The organism is Bradyrhizobium sp. 87 (assembly GCF_023073015.1).
GTDB lineage: Bacteria > Pseudomonadota > Alphaproteobacteria > Rhizobiales > Xanthobacteraceae > Bradyrhizobium > Bradyrhizobium canariense_D.
The window spans coordinates 477,941-496,896 of the sequence record NZ_JADPIQ010000090.1 but is presented as its reverse complement, the minus strand read 5'-3'; the positions used below and the strand labels follow the sequence as shown (position 1 = coordinate 496,896).

Annotated in this window: 18 protein-coding genes and 1 tRNA gene; 15 read left to right on the top strand and 4 right to left on the bottom strand. The window is 63.2% G+C overall.

The window, feature by feature from the left end; all coding sequences use genetic code 11:
- Nucleotides 1–4 precede the first annotated feature (4 nt).
- The 7 genes from IVB50_RS25115 to IVB50_RS25085 all read left to right on the top strand — a co-directional run bounded on the left by IVB50_RS25115 (nucleotide 5) and on the right by IVB50_RS25085 (nucleotide 5,207).
- Nucleotides 5–976 (top strand): AraC family transcriptional regulator, encoded by a 972-nt coding sequence (locus IVB50_RS25115; protein WP_018459279.1) that lies wholly within the window; start codon nucleotides 5–7, stop codon nucleotides 974–976.
- Between the two features lie 81 nt (nucleotides 977–1,057).
- On the top strand, nucleotides 1,058–1,306 hold the full coding sequence (locus IVB50_RS25110) for a hypothetical protein (protein ID WP_204510928.1): 249 nt from the start codon (nucleotides 1,058–1,060) through the stop codon (nucleotides 1,304–1,306).
- Between the two features lie 150 nt (nucleotides 1,307–1,456).
- Nucleotides 1,457–2,575: a helix-turn-helix transcriptional regulator gene (locus IVB50_RS25105; RefSeq protein ID WP_018459277.1), complete on the top strand. Its 1,119-nt coding sequence runs from the start codon at nucleotides 1,457–1,459 to the stop codon at nucleotides 2,573–2,575.
- Between the two features lie 113 nt (nucleotides 2,576–2,688).
- On the top strand, nucleotides 2,689–3,807 hold the full coding sequence (locus IVB50_RS25100) for a helix-turn-helix transcriptional regulator (RefSeq protein WP_247297577.1): 1,119 nt from the start codon (nucleotides 2,689–2,691) through the stop codon (nucleotides 3,805–3,807).
- Nucleotides 3,808–4,037: 230 nt separating this feature from the next.
- Complete coding sequence (locus IVB50_RS25095) at nucleotides 4,038–4,295, top strand: hypothetical protein (protein ID WP_085352780.1); 258 nt, start codon at nucleotides 4,038–4,040, stop codon at nucleotides 4,293–4,295.
- Nucleotides 4,288–4,464: a hypothetical protein gene (locus IVB50_RS25090; RefSeq protein WP_231188607.1), complete on the top strand. Its 177-nt coding sequence runs from the start codon at nucleotides 4,288–4,290 to the stop codon at nucleotides 4,462–4,464. Before IVB50_RS25095 ends, IVB50_RS25090 begins: the two co-directional genes overlap by 8 nt.
- Nucleotides 4,465–4,478: 14 nt before the next feature.
- A complete protein-coding gene (locus tag IVB50_RS25085; RefSeq protein WP_085352782.1) occupies nucleotides 4,479–5,207 on the top strand; it encodes a sulfite exporter TauE/SafE family protein in 729 nt (242 codons plus the stop codon).
- Here IVB50_RS25085 and IVB50_RS25080 read toward each other — a convergent pair.
- Nucleotides 5,204–8,392: a multidrug efflux RND transporter permease subunit gene (locus IVB50_RS25080; RefSeq protein ID WP_085352783.1), complete on the bottom strand. Its 3,189-nt coding sequence runs from the start codon at nucleotides 8,390–8,392 to the stop codon at nucleotides 5,204–5,206. The two genes, IVB50_RS25085 and IVB50_RS25080, sit on opposite strands and share 4 nt — an antisense overlap.
- A 150-nt stretch (nucleotides 8,393–8,542) precedes the next feature.
- Nucleotides 8,543–9,784 (bottom strand): efflux RND transporter periplasmic adaptor subunit, encoded by a 1,242-nt coding sequence (locus IVB50_RS25075; RefSeq protein ID WP_247297576.1) that lies wholly within the window; start codon nucleotides 9,782–9,784, stop codon nucleotides 8,543–8,545.
- A gap of 199 nt (nucleotides 9,785–9,983) precedes the next feature.
- Between IVB50_RS25075 and IVB50_RS25070 the strand changes: the two genes are divergently transcribed.
- On the top strand, nucleotides 9,984–10,589 hold the full coding sequence (locus tag IVB50_RS25070; protein WP_018459270.1) for a TetR/AcrR family transcriptional regulator: 606 nt from the start codon (nucleotides 9,984–9,986) through the stop codon (nucleotides 10,587–10,589).
- Between the two features lie 23 nt (nucleotides 10,590–10,612).
- Here IVB50_RS25070 and IVB50_RS25065 read toward each other — a convergent pair whose 3' ends face one another.
- A complete protein-coding gene (locus tag IVB50_RS25065; RefSeq protein ID WP_247297575.1) occupies nucleotides 10,613–12,115 on the bottom strand; it encodes an amidase in 1,503 nt (500 codons plus the stop codon).
- Between the two features lie 264 nt (nucleotides 12,116–12,379).
- Here IVB50_RS25065 and rnz point away from each other — a divergent pair, with 264 nt between their 5' ends.
- Nucleotides 12,380–13,282 (top strand): ribonuclease Z, encoded by a 903-nt coding sequence (gene rnz / locus IVB50_RS25060; protein WP_085352786.1) that lies wholly within the window; start codon nucleotides 12,380–12,382, stop codon nucleotides 13,280–13,282.
- A 61-nt stretch (nucleotides 13,283–13,343) separates the two neighbouring features.
- Here the strand turns inward: rnz and IVB50_RS25055 are convergent.
- A tRNA-Gln gene (locus IVB50_RS25055) sits at nucleotides 13,344–13,417 on the bottom strand.
- Nucleotides 13,418–13,716: 299 nt separating this feature from the next.
- On the opposite strand from IVB50_RS25055, the gene IVB50_RS25050 reads away from it, so the two are divergent.
- The 6 genes from IVB50_RS25050 (at nucleotide 13,717) to IVB50_RS25025 (ending at nucleotide 18,899) form a co-directional block, all read left to right on the top strand.
- Complete coding sequence (locus IVB50_RS25050; protein ID WP_085385621.1) at nucleotides 13,717–14,079, top strand: DUF1428 family protein; 363 nt, start codon at nucleotides 13,717–13,719, stop codon at nucleotides 14,077–14,079.
- Between the two features lie 180 nt (nucleotides 14,080–14,259).
- Nucleotides 14,260–15,513, top strand: a complete 1,254-nt coding sequence (locus IVB50_RS25045) for an ABC transporter substrate-binding protein (protein ID WP_247297574.1) — start codon at nucleotides 14,260–14,262, stop codon at nucleotides 15,511–15,513.
- A 64-nt stretch (nucleotides 15,514–15,577) separates the two neighbouring features.
- Nucleotides 15,578–16,441, top strand: a complete 864-nt coding sequence (locus IVB50_RS25040) for a branched-chain amino acid ABC transporter permease (protein WP_018459265.1) — start codon at nucleotides 15,578–15,580, stop codon at nucleotides 16,439–16,441.
- A 13-nt stretch (nucleotides 16,442–16,454) separates the two neighbouring features.
- Complete coding sequence (locus IVB50_RS25035; protein ID WP_204510934.1) at nucleotides 16,455–17,426, top strand: branched-chain amino acid ABC transporter permease; 972 nt, start codon at nucleotides 16,455–16,457, stop codon at nucleotides 17,424–17,426.
- Nucleotides 17,416–18,183 (top strand): ABC transporter ATP-binding protein, encoded by a 768-nt coding sequence (locus IVB50_RS25030; protein WP_247297573.1) that lies wholly within the window; start codon nucleotides 17,416–17,418, stop codon nucleotides 18,181–18,183. The genes IVB50_RS25035 and IVB50_RS25030 overlap by 11 nt, the downstream gene beginning before the upstream one ends.
- Nucleotides 18,180–18,899, top strand: coding sequence for an ABC transporter ATP-binding protein (locus tag IVB50_RS25025; RefSeq protein ID WP_085352790.1), 720 nt, complete (start codon nucleotides 18,180–18,182; stop codon nucleotides 18,897–18,899). Before IVB50_RS25030 ends, IVB50_RS25025 begins: the two co-directional genes overlap by 4 nt.
- Nucleotides 18,900–18,956 lie beyond the last annotated feature (57 nt).

Here is an 18,956-nt window from a genome sequence, read left to right as displayed (position 1 = left end):
TGCAGTGAGCCAGTTTGATTTTTCCATTATTAATGTTTCGACGAACGAAATTCCCGAAAACGAGCGTATCCCGCTGCTTCGCGATTTCTACTGCCGCGGGGTGTTGAAGGCGGAGGTCGAGGCGAGAGAAGGAAAGCCGGCTACGGCGAGCTTCACGTCCCACGTCTTGCCGGAAGCCCAATTGCTGATCGGAGGATTGTGCGGAGCGCGCGTCAGTCGCACCAAACACCTGGTTGCCGATGGCGACGACAGCCTGGCCCTGATCGTGAATCGATCTGGCGTACTTGGAATATCCGAGCGGGGACACGATCTGAGCCTTCGTGCAGGGGAGGCGGTCCTGACCAGCGCGGAGGACGTCACGACGTTCGAGCGATTGTCGCTGGGTAGCTGCTTCTCCCTACGCGTGCCGAGACGCGTGCTGGCGCCGATGATCGTGGATGTCGATGACGCCGTAATGCGTGTCATGCCGGAGAGCTCGACAGGACTTCGATTGCTGGTCAACTATGCGGAGACACTGGTGCGGGAGAAGGCGTTCGCGACGCCAAATTTGCGCCAGCTCGGGGTCGGGCATCTGCACGATCTTCTGGCAATCGTTCTCGGTGCCACCAACGAGCCCCGGGAGCTGGCCGGGCGGCGCGGCGTGAAGGCGGCACGGCTGCAGAAGGCCAAAGTCTCCATCGCCAACAATTGCTGGCGGCAGGACCTGTCGGTGGCCACAGTCGCCCAGGAGCTCGGCGTGACGCCGCGTTATCTCCAGCGCCTGTTCGAGGCCGACGGCAAGACGTTCTCGTCCTTCGTGATCGAACAACGCGTCAAGCGCGCCCATCGCATGTTGCGGGAACCCGGATACGCCGAGCGGACGGTCAGCTCGATCGCCTACGATGTCGGCTTCGGCGATCTCTCCTATTTTAACCGCTGCTTCCGTCGAACTTATGGCGCCACGCCCAGTGACGTCAGGAGCGGCGAAATGTCGTGACCGCGCACGACTGAGTTTCAAGTCAAATGCCGCTTGGAGACGGCAGGGGCGGGCGTGCGCCGCCCCCAGTTGGAGTGTTGCATGCGCCGTTTTTTCTTTGATCTTATGATCGGCAATATCGTGAAGATCGATCCGGGCGGCATGGTGTTCGAATGCCCCGAAGCGACATTCGTGGTGGCCAACGAGATGGCAAGCCACCTGTTCGTCTGGCGCGACGATTTGCGCGACCGCGATGCCTGCATCCGGGTCAGAAACGCCGACGGGCGCGAGATCTATCGCGCCGCGGTCTGGTCGGAGAATCTGGAGAAGGTCGGCTGGGACGAGATGTGAGCATCCCGGTGCGGTATCGCGACTCTGCATCAGTAGCACCCGAAACGAATATCCGCTCGTTACCGGCCGACGCCTCATCCGATCGGAGGATGCCGCATGCTGTGGTTGTGGTATGCTTGGTGATATTGATCACCCAGGCCATTTATAGCCATGCACGGACCACGGAAACTGCCCGACCTGGTCGAGGCCATCTACGATGCCGGGCTCGATCCCTCGCTGTGGAATAACGTCGTCACCGGCATCCGCGACTTCGTCGGCGGCCAGGCCTGCGGGCTGTTTTCCAAGGACTCGATCAGCAAATTCGGCGTCACGCACTATTATTGCGGGGCGGACCCGCACTACATCCGGCTCTATTCCGAGACGCATTCGAAGTTCGATCCGCTGACGGTCCTGCCGCCGCATGGCCAGATCGTCAGCATCCCGGATCTCGTCAATTTCGATGAATATCGGCGAGGACGCTTTTACCAGGAATGGATGCGGCCGCAGGGTTGCAGCGATGCGGCTAACGTCGTGCTCGAGAATTCGAATGCGAGCTGCCCCGTGATGATGACGGTGCTGTCGGGCCGCCGGATGGTGGATCCGGTGATGAAGCAGCGCCTCTCGCTGATCTTGCCGCACGCCAGCCGAGCGTTGCTGATCAACCGCGCCATGACCTCGCAACTGACGCTGGCGACGGCGTTGGCGGAGGTCCTGGACAATTTGGCCTGTGGCATCTTCCTGCTCGATGGCTTCTGCCGGGTGGTGCACGCGAATTCCGCAGGGCACGCCTTGCTTGCGGCCGACGATCTGGTTCGGTCCGTTGCCGGGCAATTGGTGACCAGCAGTGCGGAGGCCAATCAGACACTGTGGGAAGCGTTCGCGACCCGCCATGAAATTGCGCTGCTTGCCGCAAAGGGGCATGCGTTTTCGCTGCTTTCGCCTTCGGGCGAGCGCTACGTCGCGCACATCCTGCCGCTGTCGTCCGTCCTGCGGGACGGCAGCGAGCGGGTGGTCGATGCCGTCGGTGCGCTGCTGCTGCGTAAGGTATCGCTCGGCGGACAGTCCTATGGCGAATTGATCGCGCGGACATTCGACCTTACGCCGGCCGAGCTGCGCGTGTTCCTGTCGATCGTCGAGGTTGGCGGCGTCCCGGAGACGGCGGTCGCGCTTGGTATCGCGGAAACGACGGCGAAGACGCATCTGCATCGCGTGTTCGCCAAGACGGGCGTTTCGCGTCAGGCCGATCTCGTTAAGCTCGCGGCAGGATTCTCCAATCCGCTTGTGAATTAGACTGTTGAATTTTGCCTTCACGATTGAACCTTTCGCTCCCGCGAAAGACTCACGGAAGCCGCCAGGCATGAAGAACATTTCGCCATCTCCATGTGTCACCATTGGCTCTTCCGATGCCCCGACCTCCAAAACCGTCCGAGTTGATCGAGACTATCTATGACGCGGGTCTCCACCCGGAGTTGTGGAGCGAGGTCGTTGTCAAACTCAATGCCTTCATTGGCAGCCAAGCCTGTGGTCTGATTTCGAAGGACCCGGTCAGCAAATCAGGCGCGACGCATTATTATTGCGGGGTCGATCCGTACTACATTCAGCTCTATGCGGAGACCTACTCCCGATACGACCCGCTTGCTCGGCTTCCGCGCTATGGCGAGGTGCGCAATATCCCTGATCTCGTGGATTTCGACGAATACCGCCGCGGCCGCTTCTACCAGGAATGGCTGCGCCCCCAGGGCTGCGTCGACGTCGCCAACGTGGTGCTGGAGCAGTCGAAGTCGCCGTGTCCGATGCTAATGACCGTGATCCCGGGCAGGGAGATGCTCGGCGCGGAACAGCGGGCGCGAATGCAGTTCCTGGCTCCGCATGCGAGCCGGGCGCTGTTGATCAACCGGGCGATCGAGCGGAAGCAGCAGCGCGCGGTCGCGCTTGCCGACGTCGTGGACCGACTGAATGCCGGTGTCATCCTGCTCGATTCGACCTGTCATGTCATCCACAGCAATCCGGCCGCGGCGACGATCCTAGACGTCGACGATGTCCTGCGGTCTGTCTCGGGCAGGTTGGTGGCAAGATCTTCCGCTGCTAATTCAGCCTTGCGCGATATTTTCCGTGACACCAGCGAGGTCGCGTTGGCGGCATCTTCGGGACGGAAAATTCCGTTGATGTCGCATGACGGTTCCTACTACGTCGCGCAAATCATCGCGCTGCCATCATTGCTGCGCGACGGGGTGGCCGAGCGCAGTTCGGCAGTGGGAGCCCTGTTCATCTGGAAAGCGGAACTCGACGGCCGCTCGTGTGCCGGGCTCATTGACCGCACCTTCGAGCTCACGCCTGCCGAACTGAGGGTCTTGCAGTCAATCGTCGATGTCGGCGGCGTGCCGGAGACGGCGGTTGCGCTCGGTATCGCCGAGACGACGGTGAAGACGCATCTGCATCGCGTGTTCGCCAAGACCGGCGTTTCTCGTCAGGCCGATCTCGTCAAGCTCGCAGCTGGATTTTCCAATCCGCTCGTGCACTGAGACGCGTTCAAAAACGCAGGCGAGTCGCCGTAGCTCGCAATAGGTTCAATCACAAGCATCATTAGAAAGTTATCGCACGTCGTTCGATCGAATGACGCGATTTTCCGCGTTGTCTTCTACTAGACGTCACACGATCTGTTGTTCGACCTACCAGACATTGTTGTGAAGCAACTCACTGCGAGCGGAAACGAATTCCGTCAATCTCTCGTGCAGGTTGAGAGGAGATTGTCATGCGGACGGCGTCACCAGTTCTGACAGGAAGATTCCGCGATATCGTCGCCCGCATGGGCGCGGTACTCCGCGCGCAGCGGGAAATCGACGCGGAGCGCGTGTTGCGGCGCTATCGCCACCTGCTGGACCAGCCGCACGAAGCGCCGTGTTTGAATGAAATTATTCCTGTTTCCCGTGAAGAGGATATCTTTGAAAATGCCAACGGAGTTGATCCGCGCGAGCGCACGAGCGACCACCCCAAATTCGAACGTGCGTAACGCCAGCATCGTCGCAATCGCGCTGACGGCAGCGCTCGTCGCTCTCGAACTGGTCGGCCTCGCGATGCTGGAGCGATCTCATGCTTACGCGCAGCCGTCGGTTCCACTCGTGCCGACCGTTTGCACCGAGAGCACCGATGTCCCCGTCTCGCAAATTCCCTACGATTGATCGGAGGGCAAATTGTGCCTGATGTCACGACTCTGATGCTGCTCAGCGTTGCCGTGTTCGCCGGCGCCTTTGTCTCCGGACTCTCGGGATTTGCCTTTTCCGCGGTAGCGGGCGCCATCCTGCTCCGGGTGTTTCAGCCGCTCGAAGCCGTACCGCTGATGATGGCGTGCAGCATCGGCGTGCAGGCCACCAATCTGTGGTCGCTTCGGCGCAATATCCGCTGGGAAGGCAGTCTGCTGCTGATCGTCGGCGGCTTGATCGGCGTTCCCATCGCGGTGTCGCTGCTCCAGAGCACCGATACGCATCTGCTCCGGCGCGGCTTCGGCATTATCGTTGCGCTCTATGCGGCCTACATGCTGCTGCGGCCGACGCTGGTGACGGCCGGCGAGGCGGTCGGGCGGCACTGGGTCGCGTTGATCGGGTTCGGTGGAGGACTGGTCGGCGGACTGACCGCGATGCCGGGCGCGATCCCGACGATCTGGTGCGACATGCGCGGCATGCCCAAGAGCGAGCAGCGCGGCCTGGTGCAGCCGTTCATCGCCGCGATGCAGCTGTTCGCGATCGCGCTGCTGTTCGGACATCAGGATCTGTCGTCAAAGGTCTTCGTCGATCTCGCGGTTAGCCTGCCGGCGCTGTTCGCAGGCTCCGCGCTGGGCGTGATCGCGTTCCACAGGGTCAACGAGACGGTCTTTCGCAAGACCGTGCTCGTTTTGTTGTTGCTGTCGGGGATTTCCCTGATCTAGTGCCCGACGGGTTGCACCGGCGCCGCGCTGGTGTCGCTGCCGTGATGCGTCAGCGGCTTCATGCCAGTGACGGTCCGCAGCAGCACATAGAACACCGGCGTCAGGAACAGGCCGAATACGGTGACGCCGATCATGCCGGAGAACACGGCGACGCCCATGGCGCGCCGCATCTCCGAGCCGGCCCCGGTCGAGAGCACCAGCGGCAGCACGCCCATGATGAACGCCATCGACGTCATCAGGATCGGGCGCAACCGCAGCCGGCTCGCCTCGATTGCGGCCCGGATCGGGGTGCGGCCTGCGAATTCGAGCTCGCGCGCGAATTCGACGATCAGGATCGCGTTCTTGGCCGAGAGTCCCACCAGCACGATCAAGCCGATCTGGGTGAAGACGTTGTTGTCGCCCTTGGAGATCCAGACACCGAACATAGCAGCCAGCAGACCCATCGGCACGATCATGATGATCGAGAGCGGCAAGGTCAGGCTCTCATAGAGCGCGGCCAGCACCAGGAACACCAGGAGGATCGCCAGCGGAAACACCCACAGTCCGGAATTGCCGGCGATGAACTCCTGATAGGTCAGGTCGGTCCATTCGAAGGCAAAGCCGGGCGGCAGCGTCTCCGCCGCGATCCGCGTCGCGACCTCCTGCGCCTGTCCGGAGGAGAAGCCGGGAGCAGCCGCCGCGTTGATATCGGAGGACAGGAAGCCGTTGTAGCGGATCGCCCGCTCGGGTCCCGCGCTCTGGCGAACGCTCAAGAGCGCCGAGAGCGGCACCATGTCGCCCGAGGACGAGCGCACCTTCAACTGCCGGATGTCGTCGGCGCGGGCGCGGAACGGCGCGTCGGCCTGCACCCGGACCGAATAGGTGCGGCCAAACTTGTTGAAGTCGTTGACGTAGTAGGAGCCCAGGTAAATCTGCAGCGTGTTGAACACCTCCGTCACGGGCACGCCCAATTGGAGCGCCTTGGTGCGATCGATGTCGGCGAACAGCTGGGGCACGTTGACCTGGAAGCTCGAGAACACGCCGGCGATCTCCGGCGCCTTCTGCATCGCCGCCATGAACGCCTTGGTCGCCTCGTTCAGCGCCTCATAACCGAGACCGGCACGGTCCTCGATCTGCAGCTTGAAGCCGCCGATGGTGCCAAGGCCGTTGACCGGCGGCGGCGGGAACATGGCGATGAAGGCTTCCTGGATGCCGGCATATTTCTTGTTCAGCTCGGCCGCCAGCGCGGGGCCGCTGAGAGAAGGATCCTTGCGCTCGTCGAACGGCTTGAGCGTGGAGAACACGATGCCGGCATTGGAGGAGTTGGTGAAGCCGGCGATCGACAGGCCCGGAAAGGCGACCGAACTCTCGACACCTGGCTGGGTCAGCGCGATGTCGCTCATCTTGCGGATCACCTCTTCAGTGCGATCGAGCGCTGCGCCGTCGGGCAGCCGCGAGAAGCCGACCAGATACTGTTTGTCCTGGCCCGGCACGAAGCCGCTCGGCACCTGCTGGAACAGAAGCGCGGTCACGCCGATCAACACCACATACAGTCCCATCACTGCGGCCTTGCCTGATATCACCTTGGTGACGGTGCCGCTGTAATTCTCCGACGAGCGTGTGAACACCTTGTTGAAGCCACGGAAGAACCAGCCAAGGCCCTTTTCCATGATGATCGTCAGCCGGTCCTTCGGCTCATTGTGTCCCTTGAGCAGCAGCGCCGACAACGCAGGCGACAGCGTCAGCGAATTGATGGCGGAGATCACGGTCGAGATCGCGATCGTCAGCGCGAACTGCTTGTAGAACTGCCCGGTGAGGCCGGAGATGAAGGCGAGCGGCACGAACACCGCGATCAGCACCATCGCAATCGCGATGATCGGCCCCGACACTTCGCGCATCGCCTGGTAGGTGGCGTCGCGCGGCGACAGCCCTCCCTCGATGTTGCGTTCGACGTTCTCGACTACGACGATGGCGTCGTCGACGACGATGCCGATTGCGAGCACGAGCCCGAACAGGCTGAGCGCGTTGATCGAGAAGCCGAACACGTGCATGACCGCGAATGTGCCGACGATCGACACGGGCACCGCCAGCAGCGGAATGATCGAGGCGCGCCAGGTCTGCAGGAACAGGATCACCACCAGCACCACCAGCGCGATCGCCTCCAGCAGCGTGTGAATGACGGCCTCGATCGAGGAGCGCACGAACTGGGTGGGATCGTAAACGATCTGGTAGGACACGCCTTCCGGCATATTCTTCTTGATCTCGGCCATGGTGGCACGGACATGATCGGAGATCTCCAGCGCGTTGGAGCCGGGCGCCTGGAAGATCGGAATCGCCACTGCCTGCTTGTTGTCGAGTAGCGAGCGCAGGCCGTATTCGGACGCGCCGAGCTCGATGCGGGCGACGTCGCGCAAGCGCACGACTTCGCCACGCGTACCGGTCTTGACCACGATGTCGCCGAATTGCTCTTCGTTCGCAAGCCGCCCTTCCGCGTTGACGGACAGCTGCAGGTCGATGCCCTTGACATTCGGGGAGGAGCCGACCACGCCGGCAGCGGCCTCGACGTTCTGCGCCTGGATCGCCTTGACGATGTCGCTTGCGGTGAGCCCGTGTTCGGCAGCCTTCTGCGGATCGACCCAGACCCGCATCGAATAGTCGCCGGCGCCATAGAGCTGGACGTCGCCGACGCCGTCGATCCGTGCAAGACGGTCCTTGACATTGAGCACGGCGTAATTGCGCAAATACGTCATGTCGTAGCGGCCGGTGGGCGACAACAGATGCACGACCATGGTGAGGTCGGGCGACGACTTCTTGGTGATGATGCCGAGCTGCCGCACGACGGCGGGCAGGCGCGGCTCGGCCTGCTGCACACGGTTCTGCACCAGCTGCGTCGCCTTGTCAGGATCGGTGCCGAGCCGGAATGTCACCGTCAGCGTCATCGCGCCATCGGTGGTCGCCTGGCTTGACATGTACAGCATGCCTTCGACGCCGTTGATCTGCTCTTCGATGGGAGTCGCCACCGTCTCGGCGATCACCTTGGGATTGGCCCCGGGATAGGTCGCGCGCACGAGGACGGAGGGCGGCACGACATCGGGATATTCCGAGATCGGCATCGCGAACAGCGAGATCAGGCCGGCGAGGAAGATCAGGACCGAGAGCACACCGGCAAAAATCGGACGATCGATGAAGAACTTCGAGAGATTCATGGCTTTGCCCCTGCGCGAGAGACGACCCTCCCGCCGTTCCCGGGCGCGGGAAAAGCCCGCAAATCCGGAAATCCAGAAGTGATGTCTTGGTAGTTCAACAAATTCGACATTCCGGCTCGCGCTGCCCGCGCGCTCCGGAAGCGGAGAATGCTAGCGTTGCACCACGTCCTGTTTGCTGTGGTTGGAGGCCTGCTGCGGCCCGCGCGCGCCCATCGACGCGATCTCCGTCTTGAGCAGGGCGCCGGGACGCACGCGCTGGAGGCCGTTGACGATAATGCGATCGCCGGTCTTCAGTCCCGTCGTCACGATACGCAACCCGTCGACCGAGCCGCCGAGGGTGATCGGCCGGTAGACCGCGCGGCTGTCGTCGCCGACCGCCATCACGAACTTCTTGTCCTGGTCGGTACCGATCGCGCGCTCGTCGATCATGACCAGCGATTGCTGCTTGGGCTGGCCCATGCGCACGCGGGCGAACTGGCCGGGGATGAGACGCCCGTCCTCGTTTCTGAACACCGCGCGGACACGGATGGTGCCGCTCTGGCCGTTGACCTGGTTGTCGATGAGCTGGATGTGGCCCTTGGCCGAGAGGCCGCCTGAGGTCGTCATCTCCACCGGGATCTGGTCCAAATTGCCGCGCTTGCCGGAGACATCTGCGATCGAGTTCAGCGCCCGCAGCACCACCTCCTCATCCGCATCGAACGACGCGTAGATCGGATTGACCGAGACCAGCGAGGTCAGCACGGGGGAGGCGGTGCCGGCGGCGACGAGATTGCCGACGGTGATTTCGATCTTGCCGACGCGGCCGTCCACGGGTGCACGTACCTCGGTGTAGTCGAGATTAAGCTTTGCGGTCTGGAGCGTCGCCTCGGCTGCCTTCACGTTGGCGATGGCCTCGCGGTTGGCGTTGTCGCGCTGGTCGTAGTCGCGCCGCGTCACCACGGCGTTGCCGACCAGCTGCGCGCCGCGCTCAAGTTCATTCTGCGTGAACACGACGCGCGCTTTCGCAGCTTCGAGCTGGGCCGCGGCCTTGTCGACCTCGGCTGCGTAGGGCGCCGGGTCGATCTTGAACAGGATGTCACCAGCCTTCACCAGCGCGCCTTCGATGAAGTTGGCCGACAGGATCGCGCCGGCCACGCGCGGGCGAAGCTCGACGCGTTGAATGGCCTCGAGCCGACCGGAGAAATCGTCCCACAGCACGGTCTGCTTTGGTTCGATCAGCGCGACCGTGACAGGGACGGCTTGCTCGGCCGCGGCGGTCGCGGTCGCCTGCGCGGAACGAAAGTAATGGCCGGTCGCGATCGAGCCGGCTACGGCGAGAGCGCCCACGATGGCGACGCCGCCCAGAAGGCGGCGGACATGGCCGGGGCGAGAGGTCTTTTGGGAGGGGGGCATTTGCGCTCCAGATATGTAGTGTTCACTACAGATGTGGAGCTGGATACCGCAGCGCAAGATACTTATGTACCATTCGCTAAGAAAATTGTAGCGGTTTACCGCAAGAATTGGCAAGTGGAAGAGAAAATAAAGCGAGAACAAAGAGATAGGATCCGGCGTTAGGGTCAGGGACGACGCCGATTTCGAGGAGAACAGGCACATGGGCATGGGACGCCCCCGCGAATTCGACGCCGAAACGGCGTTGGACCAGGCGATGGAAGTGTTTTGGCGCCATGGCTATGAGGGTGCCACGATCGCTCAGTTGACCGAAGCCATGGGGATCAATCCGCCCAGCCTCTATGCCTGTTTCGGCAACAAGGAAGGGCTGCTGAAGGCCGCGCTCGACCGCTATACCAAACTGCGCACCGTCTGGATGGACGAGGTCGTGGCAGCGCCGACTGCCCGCGACGTCGCCGAACGGATGCTGATGGGCATCGCCGACAAGCAGACCGATCCCGCCAACCCGCCCGGTTGCCTGCTCGTGCAGGGCGGCATTGCATGCGGCACCGGATCAGAAAGCGTCCCCTTCGAACTCGCCGCTCGGCGCGCCCAGAACGAGGACCAGCTTCGCGATCGTTTTGTTCGCGCCAAGGCCGAAGGCGATCTCAAGCCGACCTCGGATCCCGCGGCACTCGCGCGCTACGTTTCGGCCGTCTCCGTCGGCATGGGCGTGATGGCGTCCTCAGGCTCCGACCGCGAGGCATTGCAGCAGGTCGCGAGCGTGGCGGTGCAGGCGGTCGAGGCGCAGTCGACTGCAAGAACCTGACGATCGTTGGGGGTCTTCGCCTCTCATCTCTCCGATTGCGTGGCAGACAGCGACGGCGGCGGGACGAAGCCGCCGAACGCGCGTTCGATCAGTCCAGCGAGCGCAATCGGTGTGCGGTCCTCGAGATAAGGCCCGATGATCTGGACGCCGATCGGCAGGCCCGATGGCGTGCGCTCGATCGGAACGGCCGTTGCAGGCAGTCCGCAGGTCGAAGCGGGGTCTGCCCAGATGAAGCACGCATCGGCATAGGGATAGAGCTGTCCATCGATATCGAGTTGCCGCGCGTCGAACGGCTCGGACTGGTCCTGGGGAAAGGCCGGTACGGCTGCGGCCGGGTAGATTACTGCGTCGAACTCGCGGAACAGCTCCTGCCATCGTTGTTGCAGCCGCAGGCGCGCCGCGTCGGTCGCCAGCCATTCGCGATGGACCATCGCCCAGCCGCGCGCGCGCTCGGCCTGCAGGCTGCGGTCGTCGGGCGAGAGTTCTGCGGCAACTCCTTGCGCCTCTGCGAGGGCGGCCGGTGTCAGGCGTGGACTTCGCGCTGCGTTCAACAGCTTCATATAAAGGCGGGCGGATTCGGCGAGATCAGGCAGAGACGCACTCGAGCGCGCGACGCGTGCGCCTGATCGTTCGAGCCGTTCCGACAACCGCCCGATGGCGGAACGCACGGCATCGCCTGTCGGCATCAACGGATGCGTATCGATCACGAGAATCCTGAAACCCCTGAACTGGTCGTGTCGTGAGGCCGGCAACGCAAGACGATAGCCGATCCCGTCGCGCGTCTCGTCGGGGCCGGCGATCACGTCGAGCGCGAGTGCGAGATCCGAGGCAGTGCGCGTCATTGGTCCAACGACGGCGAGATCACCCTGGCCGGCAACGGGCGGTGCCGGCGGAAGGCTGTATCCGCGTAGCGGGACGAGGCCGAGGCTCGGCTTGTGTCCGAACACACCGCAGAAATGCGCGGGCACCCGGATCGAGCCGCCAATATCCGAGCCGATCGACAGCGGTCCGAATCCCGCAGCCAGCGCCGCTCCTGATCCGCCTGAAGAGCCGCCGGGCGATCGGCCGAGATCCCACGGATTGTTCGTCGTACCGTAGATGTCATTGTAGCTCTGGAAATCTCTGAGGCCGATCGGGATATTGGTCTTGCCGATGATGACAGCACCCGCCGCCTTCAACCGCGAGACGACAAGGGCGTCCTCCGCGGGTTGGAAATCTTTGAAATGCGGAAAGCCCCACGTCGTCGGCAGGCCAGCGACGTTGAACGGTTCTTTCAACGTCACGGGGATGCCGAGCAATGGCTGCCGCTCGCCGCGACCAAGTGCGGTATCGGCGGCGCGCGCGGCGTCTCGTGCGCGATCGAAATCGCGAACGATGACGGCATTGATCTGCCCGTCCAGCGCCTCGATGCGCGCGATCATATGCTCGATCAACTCGGACGCAGAAAGCTTGCGCGCGTGCAGGGCGCTCAGCAATGTGCTGATCGAGCCGTAGTCCCAGTCAGTGGCGGTCAATCCGGGCGGCATCACGATCTCCATTGTCTTGCATCGCCGCGTCGATGTCGCTCGGCTGCAAATCGATCCGAGTATCGAGCATGCAATTTGGCGGATGGTATGAGGAGGCCACGCAACGGGAACCAGATCTGTCCGCGGGTCGGGGGCCGGAGGCGGCGCCTGGCCATCAGATCGCGGGATACCCACTGCTTGCCGCGGTCTATGCGCGATCGAGGGCTCTGTACGGGCTGCTGCTCACGTGGCATTGGGGGCGGCGAAGCCTGGATACTGACGACCATGTTCGCCCTGACATTCCTTGGGACCTCCGCCAGCGTTCCGTCGGCGGAGCGCAACCATCCGGCTCTCCTGGTGGAGGCCACGGGCAAGCGCGTCCTCATCGATTGCGGCGAGGGCACGCAGCGCCAGTTGCTGCGCAGCGGCGCGGGCTTTCGACGGCTTGACCGCATTCTGCTGACGCATGCCCATCTCGATCACGTGCTCGGTATCCCCGGTCTCTTCTCGACGCTGGGGTTGCGTCAGCAATCGGACGCGATGACCGTCTATGGAGGCCAGGGCACGCTCGACATCGTCATCCGCATGCTTGCCGGCCTGTGGGGCGCGGGCAGGGCGCCGATCCCGGTGGAGTTCGCACCGCTGACCGAAGGACAGGTTATCGACGCCGGCGACTTCACCATCGATTGCTTTCCGGTTCGTCACCGCGACACCGACAGCTTTGGTTTTTGCTTCCAGAGTCCGGCACGCCGCCATCTTGAGCGGGAGCGCCTCGCCGAGCTCGGTGTTCCCGATGGGCCGCTGCGCGGAGAACTGGCCGCGGCACGACCAGTCGTGATCGCCGGCCGCACGATCTATCCCGAAGACGTCATGGGGCCGCCGAGCGGCGGCAGGAAGATTGTGGTCATCGGCGACACCGAAACCACTGACGGGCTGTCCAGGCATGTCGCCGACGCCGATCTGCTGGTGATCGAGGCGACCTTCCTCGATCGCGACGCCGCGACCGCCCGGGACTATGGTCATCTCACCGCGCGCGAGGCGGCTTCATTTGCCGCCGCGAACAACGTCAGGCAACTCGTGCTGAATCACATGTCGGGGCGTTATCGCGACGAAGAGATTCTGGCCGAAGCGACAGCGATTTTTCCAAACACGCGGATCGCCGCCGACTTCGATCGCGTCGTGATTTAGCGGCACCGCTCAAAGAGAGCGCAATCTCTGACGGTCTGTTTGTGAGCTGCTTAACCTGCGGTGGCTGGGGAACTAGGATTCGAACCTAGACAAACAGAGTCAGAGTCTGTTGTGCTACCGTTACACCATTCCCCAACGGAATAGCCGAACAAATTCAATGACTTGTTGATTTGTCCGGCTGTGGCCGATGGCACTTATCGCGCAAATCACGGCTCAAGCGTGGAGGGTTTCTACCCGCTCGGCTGTGGGCTGGCAAGCGCTGCGACGCAGGGATGTTTTGCGGTCCACATGGGACGTGCGGGCCGCGGCATCATGGGCTCCGGCGGAGCGCCGCGGCGGTGCGCGACCGTTTGCCTCATCCGAAAATCACGTTTCCTGGTCGGATCGTCACGCACCGCATCGTCCTTCGGACACACAACCCAAGGAGATCCGTGATGCCCTATGTCGATGGTTTCGTGCTGGCCGTGCCGAAGGACAACATCGAGGCTTACAAGGCGCTGGCGAAAACGGCCTGCGCGATCTGGATGGAGCACGGTGCGCTCGATTATGTCGAATGCATCGGCGACGACGTGCCCTACGGCGAGCTGACTTCGTTTCCGCGCGCGGTGATGGCGAAGGAGGACGAGATCGTGGTGTTCGCCTGGATCGTCTATCGCGACCGGGAGACTCGCGACACCGTCAACAAGAAGGTGATGGCGGACCCGCGGCTGAAGTTGGATGGTATGCCGTTCGACGGCAAGCGCATGATCTACGGCGGCTTCACGACGCTGCTGCGGGCGAGCGACGTGATGGGGTAAGGGCGCTGACCCGGCCCACACGTCGGTGCTTGTCCATGCAGCGTCGTGGCAAGCCGTTTTACTTGCCGGTACGGGGCCAGCATGCCATCCTCTCATCGCCAGGCATAAACAACCGGAAGCGGGCGCTTAGCCGAGCTTCCAAAAAAACTGGTTGGGGAAACCCTTGGGAGGTTTGATTTCATGAGATTGAAGCACGTCACCGGGCTGCTTTGCGCGGCCGCGATGTCCCTTGCGCTCGCTTCAGCCGCGCAGGCCCAGGACAAGGTCGTCAAGATCGGCGCGATCCTGCCGATGTCCGGCGGCACCGCCTCGATCGGGGCGCACGCCAAGGCGGCGCTCGAGGTCGCAATGGACATCATCAACAACGCTCATCCCGAGCTCGGCACTCTGCCGCTGGCCAAGAACGCAGGCCTTGCGGGCCTCGGCGGCGCCAAGATCGAGATCGTGTTCGCCGACAACCAGGGCAACCCGGCGACAGGCCAGAACCAGGCGCTGCGCCTGATCACGGAAGACAAGGTAGCCGCCGTGTTCGGCTCGTATCAGTCCGGCGTCACGCTGACCTCGAGCGCCATCGCCGAAAAATACGGCATTCCCTTTCTGAACTCCGAGTCGGTCGCCGCCAATCTCACCGAGCGCGGCTTCAAATGGTTCTTCCGCACCACGCCGATCGCCACCGACTTCGCCAAGGCCTATGTCGATTTCCTCGCCGACATCGAGGCGCAGGGCGCCAAGACCGATGCAATCGCGCTGGTTCACGACAACACCGAATACGGCACCTCGGTCGCCAACACGATCAGCGCCGCCTTCAAGGAGAAGGGCCAAGCCATCGCAGTTGACGTCGCCTATCCCGTCAATGCGACCGATGTTCAGGGCCAAGTGCTCCAGCTCAAGGAGAAGAAGCCCGACGTGATCATCATGATCAGCTACACGTCGGATGCAATCCTGTTCGCCAAGACCATGCAGTCGCTCGACTACAAGCCGGCGGTGCTTTTGGCCGATGACGCCGGCTATTCCGATCCCTCCTTCATCAAGGCGGTCGGCAAGATATCGCAAGGCGTCTTCAACCGTTCGTCATGGTCGGTGGGGCCGGCCGGCTCACCATCGGCCATCATCGCCGACATGTACAAGAAGAAGAGCGGCGAGGAGATGGACGACACCGTCGGCCGTCAGATGCAGGGCTTCTTCGTGCTGGCCGACGCGATCGACCGCGCCGGCTCGACCGACCCGGCAAAGATCCAGGCCGCGTTGAAGACGACCGATCTGAAGCCCGAGCAATTGATGATGGGTTACAAGGGCGTGAAGTTTGACGACAAGGGCCAGAATATCCTCGCCTCCGGGCTCATCATCCAGCTCCAGGATGGCGAGAACTACACCGCGGTATGGCCGAAGGCCAACGCCGCGAAGGCGCCGGTGCTGCCCTACAAGGGCTGGTGAGATTGAAGGCGGGGCTGCGCGCCCCGCCATTTCCGAAATGATTTGATCAGAGCAACGCTGGCTCATGTCCTTTGTACTCGTGCAGGTGATCGTCGGCGGACTTCTGCTTGGCGCTGTCTATGCCCTGTTTTCCTCAGGCCTCACGCTGGTGTGGGGCATGATGAACATCGTCAATTTCGCGCATGGCGATTTCGTCATGCTCGGCATGTACGTCGCCTATGTCGTCTACACGCTGTTGGGAGGAGGGCCGATCCTCGGCGCGCCGCTGGCAACCCTGGTGCTCGCGACCGTCGGCGTCGTCGTCTATTTCGCCCTGATCCGCGATATCATGAAGGGACCGATGCTGGCGCAGATCCTCGGCACTTTCGGGCTTGCGCTATTGCTGCGTTATTCCGTGTTCTGGTGGTTCGGGGCCAACTTCCTGTCGATGCCTCCGGACATCGTGGGCGGCACTTATGCGTTCGCGGGCCTGCGCATCGAGGCCTCGCGGCTGCTTGCCGGCGTGGTCGCGCTGCTGGTCACGCTCGGGCTGCATCTGCTGCTCACGCGGACCTCGCTCGGCTCGAAAATGCTGGCGGTGGCGGAGGATCAAACAGCGGCCCAGCTCATGGGCATCCGTCCCGATACCATGCAGGCGATCGCCTGGGCGATTGCGGCCGGTGCCACCGGGCTTGCCGGCGCGCTGATTGCGAACTTCTTCTACATCGTGCCGACCGTCGGCGAGACGCTTGGCATCGTCGCCTTCGTCACGGTGTCGCTCGGCGGTTTTGGCAGTGTGCCGGGCGCCCTTGTCGCAGGCCTGCTGATCGGCATGATCGAATCGCTGTCGGGCTATCTGATCGGCGCGATCTACAAGGACATCGTCGTCTATGTCCTGTTCCTGCTCTTCCTCTGGTTCCGGCCGCAAGGCCTGATGGGCAAGACCTGATGGGAAGGCTGTGATGCGGCGCTTGATCTGGCTCTCGGTCGTCGCAGCGTTCGCGATCTGCTATCCGCTGCTGCTGTCCTCGCCGTTCCAGCAGCGTCTGGGCGCGCTGGTGCTGCTTTATGCGATTGCAGCGTCCGCGTGGAATATCGTCGGCGGCTATGCCGGCCAGGTCTCGGTCGGCCACGTCGTCTTTTTCGGCTGCGGTGCTTATGCCGCGATGGGATCCTACGCAAAGTTCGGCCTGTCGCCCCTGTTCGGCATCCCCGGCGGGATCGTGCTCGCCGTGGGCTTGGCCGCGATCATCGGCGTGCCGACGCTGCGTCTGTCGGGCCATTATTTCAGTATGGCGACCATCGCGGTCGCCGAGACGATGCGGCTGATCGTGACCAACACCGACTGGCTCGGTGCGGCCGTCGGGCTCTCAGGGCCGACCGTGCCGCGCAACATCTTCGATCTCTCGTTCCTGTCGTCGCTGCCGTATTACTATCTCTTCCTCGCAATCCTCGTGATCACGCTGTTGATCACCTGGTGGATGACCAACAGCCGCATGGGATTTTACCTGCGCGCGATCAAGGACTCCGAGCGCGCGGCGCGCTCGCTCGGCGCACCCGCCAGTCGCACCAAGCTCTACGCCTACATGCTGAGTGCGGCGCTGACGAGCGTCGCCGGCGCGCTCTATGCCATGATGTTCGGCTTCGTCGACCCCGAGTCCGGGTTCGGGATCCTGATTTCGGTGAAAATCCTGATCATGGCGGCGCTGGGCGGGGCAGGGCTGTTGTTCGGGCCCCTGGTCGGTGCCGCGATCCTGGTGCCGCTGGAGGAGATCTCGAACAGCTGGCTCGGCGGCAAGGGCGCCGGGCTCACCTTCGTGCTCTATGGCGCGATCATCGTGGTGATCGCGCGCTTCCAGCCCGGCGGTCTGCTCAGCCTGTTCACTCGGCGCAGCAAGCCGACGAAGGACACGGGAGCTGGCCATGCTCCTTGAGGCACGCGAAATTACGAAGGCGTTCGGAAGCTTCAAGGCGTTGGACGATGCCTCCGTGACCTTGGAGCAAGGCGACATCCTCGGCCTGATCGGCCCGAATGGCGCGGGCAAGTCCACCTTCTTCAATTGCCTGACTGGCGATCTCAAGACCACTTCGGGCTGCGTCCTGTTCGAGGGCCGTGACATCACCGACTTCGCGCCGGAGCTGCGCGCCGGGCTTGGGCTCGCTCGTACCTTCCAGGTGCCGCAGACATTTGAGGGCATGACGGTGCTGGAGAACGTCATGATCGGCGCATTCCTGCGCACCTCGCATCGCAAGGACGCCGAGACCAGGGCGCGCGCGGTGCTCGAGCGCGTCGGCATGATCAGGCTTGCGGATGCGCCGGCGCGCTCGCTCGGCACCCCCGGTCGCAAGCGGCTGGAGATCGCGCGGGCGCTGGCAACCGAACCGAAGGTGCTTCTGCTCGACGAAGCCATGGCCGGCCTCAACGCCCATGAGGTGAGGCTCGCCATCGACCTCGTGCGCGACATCCATCGTTCCGGCATCACCCTCGTGATCGTCGAGCACATCATGGAAGTGATCATGTCACTCGCCAGCCGCGTGATGGTGTTCCACCAGGGCAAGGAGATCGCCCGCGGATCGCCGCGCGAGGTCACATCCAACCCGGCGGTGATCGAGGCCTATCTCGGCAAGCGTGCAGCCAAGGCAGCGGCCGGCCACACGCCGGTCGAACTGATGGGCGGGCCGGACCTATGAGCGGGCCGTTGCTGCGGATCGAGCACCTCGAGGTGCGCTACGGCGATCTCATCGGCGTGTCCGACGTCTCGCTGGAGGTTCCTGAAGGCAGCGTCGTGGCGCTACTCGGCTCCAATGGCGGCGGCAAGACCACGACGCTGAACGCGATCGCCGGCCTCATTCCCGTGCATTCCGGATCGATCCGCTTTCGCGGCGAGGATATCGCCGGCGAGAGAGCCTTTGCGATCGTGCGCAAGGGGCTGGCGCTGTCGCCAGAAGGCTGGCGGCTGTTCGTGCAGCAGAGCGTCGAGAACAATTTGATGCTTGGCGCAACGCCGCTGCGCGACAAGTCGCGCCAGGCCACGCTGCTCGAACGTGTCTACGAGATCTTTCCGCGCCTGAAGGAGCGCCGCAACCAGCGTGCCGGCACCATGTCCGGTGGCGAACGGCAGATGCTCGCGGTCGGGCGCGCGCTGATGAGCGACCCGAAGCTGTTGATGCTGGATGAACCTTCGCTCGGTCTCGCGCCGGCGGTGGTCGAGTCCATGTACGAGACCTTCGGCCGCCTGCATCGCGAGGGCCTGACCATTCTGCTCGCCGAGCAGTCGATCGAGCTCGCACTGGAGGTCTCGGATTTCGCCACGGTGCTCCAGGTCGGCAAGAGCGTGCTGTCGGGCACGGCGGCGGCGCTCGCGGAGGATCCGCAGGTGCAGAAGGCTTATCTGGGCGTGGACTGACCGATTTTCCGCCTGGAGGCGCCCGGTATCGGCGGCGTTAGGCTGCAAAATGGATAT

Excerpts from the sequence above, each read along its gene's own strand:
- IVB50_RS25040 (WP_018459265.1), top strand. The coding sequence starts at position 15,578 with ATGTCCTTTGTACTCGTGCAGGTGATCGTCGGCGGACTTCTGCTTGGC.
- IVB50_RS25030 (WP_247297573.1), top strand. The coding sequence starts at position 17,416 with ATGCTCCTTGAGGCACGCGAAATTACGAAGGCGTTCGGAAGCTTCAAG.
- IVB50_RS25075 (WP_247297576.1), bottom strand. The coding sequence starts at position 9,784 with ATGCCCCCCTCCCAAAAGACCTCTCGCCCCGGCCATGTCCGCCGCCTT.
- IVB50_RS25105 (WP_018459277.1), top strand. The coding sequence starts at position 1,457 with ATGCACGGACCACGGAAACTGCCCGACCTGGTCGAGGCCATCTACGAT.
- IVB50_RS25025 (WP_085352790.1), top strand. The coding sequence starts at position 18,180 with ATGAGCGGGCCGTTGCTGCGGATCGAGCACCTCGAGGTGCGCTACGGC.
- rnz (WP_085352786.1), top strand. The coding sequence starts at position 12,380 with ATGTTCGCCCTGACATTCCTTGGGACCTCCGCCAGCGTTCCGTCGGCG.
- IVB50_RS25070 (WP_018459270.1), top strand. The coding sequence starts at position 9,984 with ATGGGCATGGGACGCCCCCGCGAATTCGACGCCGAAACGGCGTTGGAC.
- IVB50_RS25065 (WP_247297575.1), bottom strand. The coding sequence starts at position 12,115 with ATGCCGCCCGGATTGACCGCCACTGACTGGGACTACGGCTCGATCAGC.
- IVB50_RS25100 (WP_247297577.1), top strand. The coding sequence starts at position 2,689 with ATGCCCCGACCTCCAAAACCGTCCGAGTTGATCGAGACTATCTATGAC.
- IVB50_RS25095 (WP_085352780.1), top strand. The coding sequence starts at position 4,038 with ATGCGGACGGCGTCACCAGTTCTGACAGGAAGATTCCGCGATATCGTC.
- IVB50_RS25050 (WP_085385621.1), top strand. The coding sequence starts at position 13,717 with ATGCCCTATGTCGATGGTTTCGTGCTGGCCGTGCCGAAGGACAACATC.
- IVB50_RS25110 (WP_204510928.1), top strand. The coding sequence starts at position 1,058 with ATGCGCCGTTTTTTCTTTGATCTTATGATCGGCAATATCGTGAAGATC.
- IVB50_RS25035 (WP_204510934.1), top strand. The coding sequence starts at position 16,455 with ATGCGGCGCTTGATCTGGCTCTCGGTCGTCGCAGCGTTCGCGATCTGC.
- IVB50_RS25045 (WP_247297574.1), top strand. The coding sequence starts at position 14,260 with ATGAGATTGAAGCACGTCACCGGGCTGCTTTGCGCGGCCGCGATGTCC.
- IVB50_RS25080 (WP_085352783.1), bottom strand. The coding sequence starts at position 8,392 with ATGAATCTCTCGAAGTTCTTCATCGATCGTCCGATTTTTGCCGGTGTG.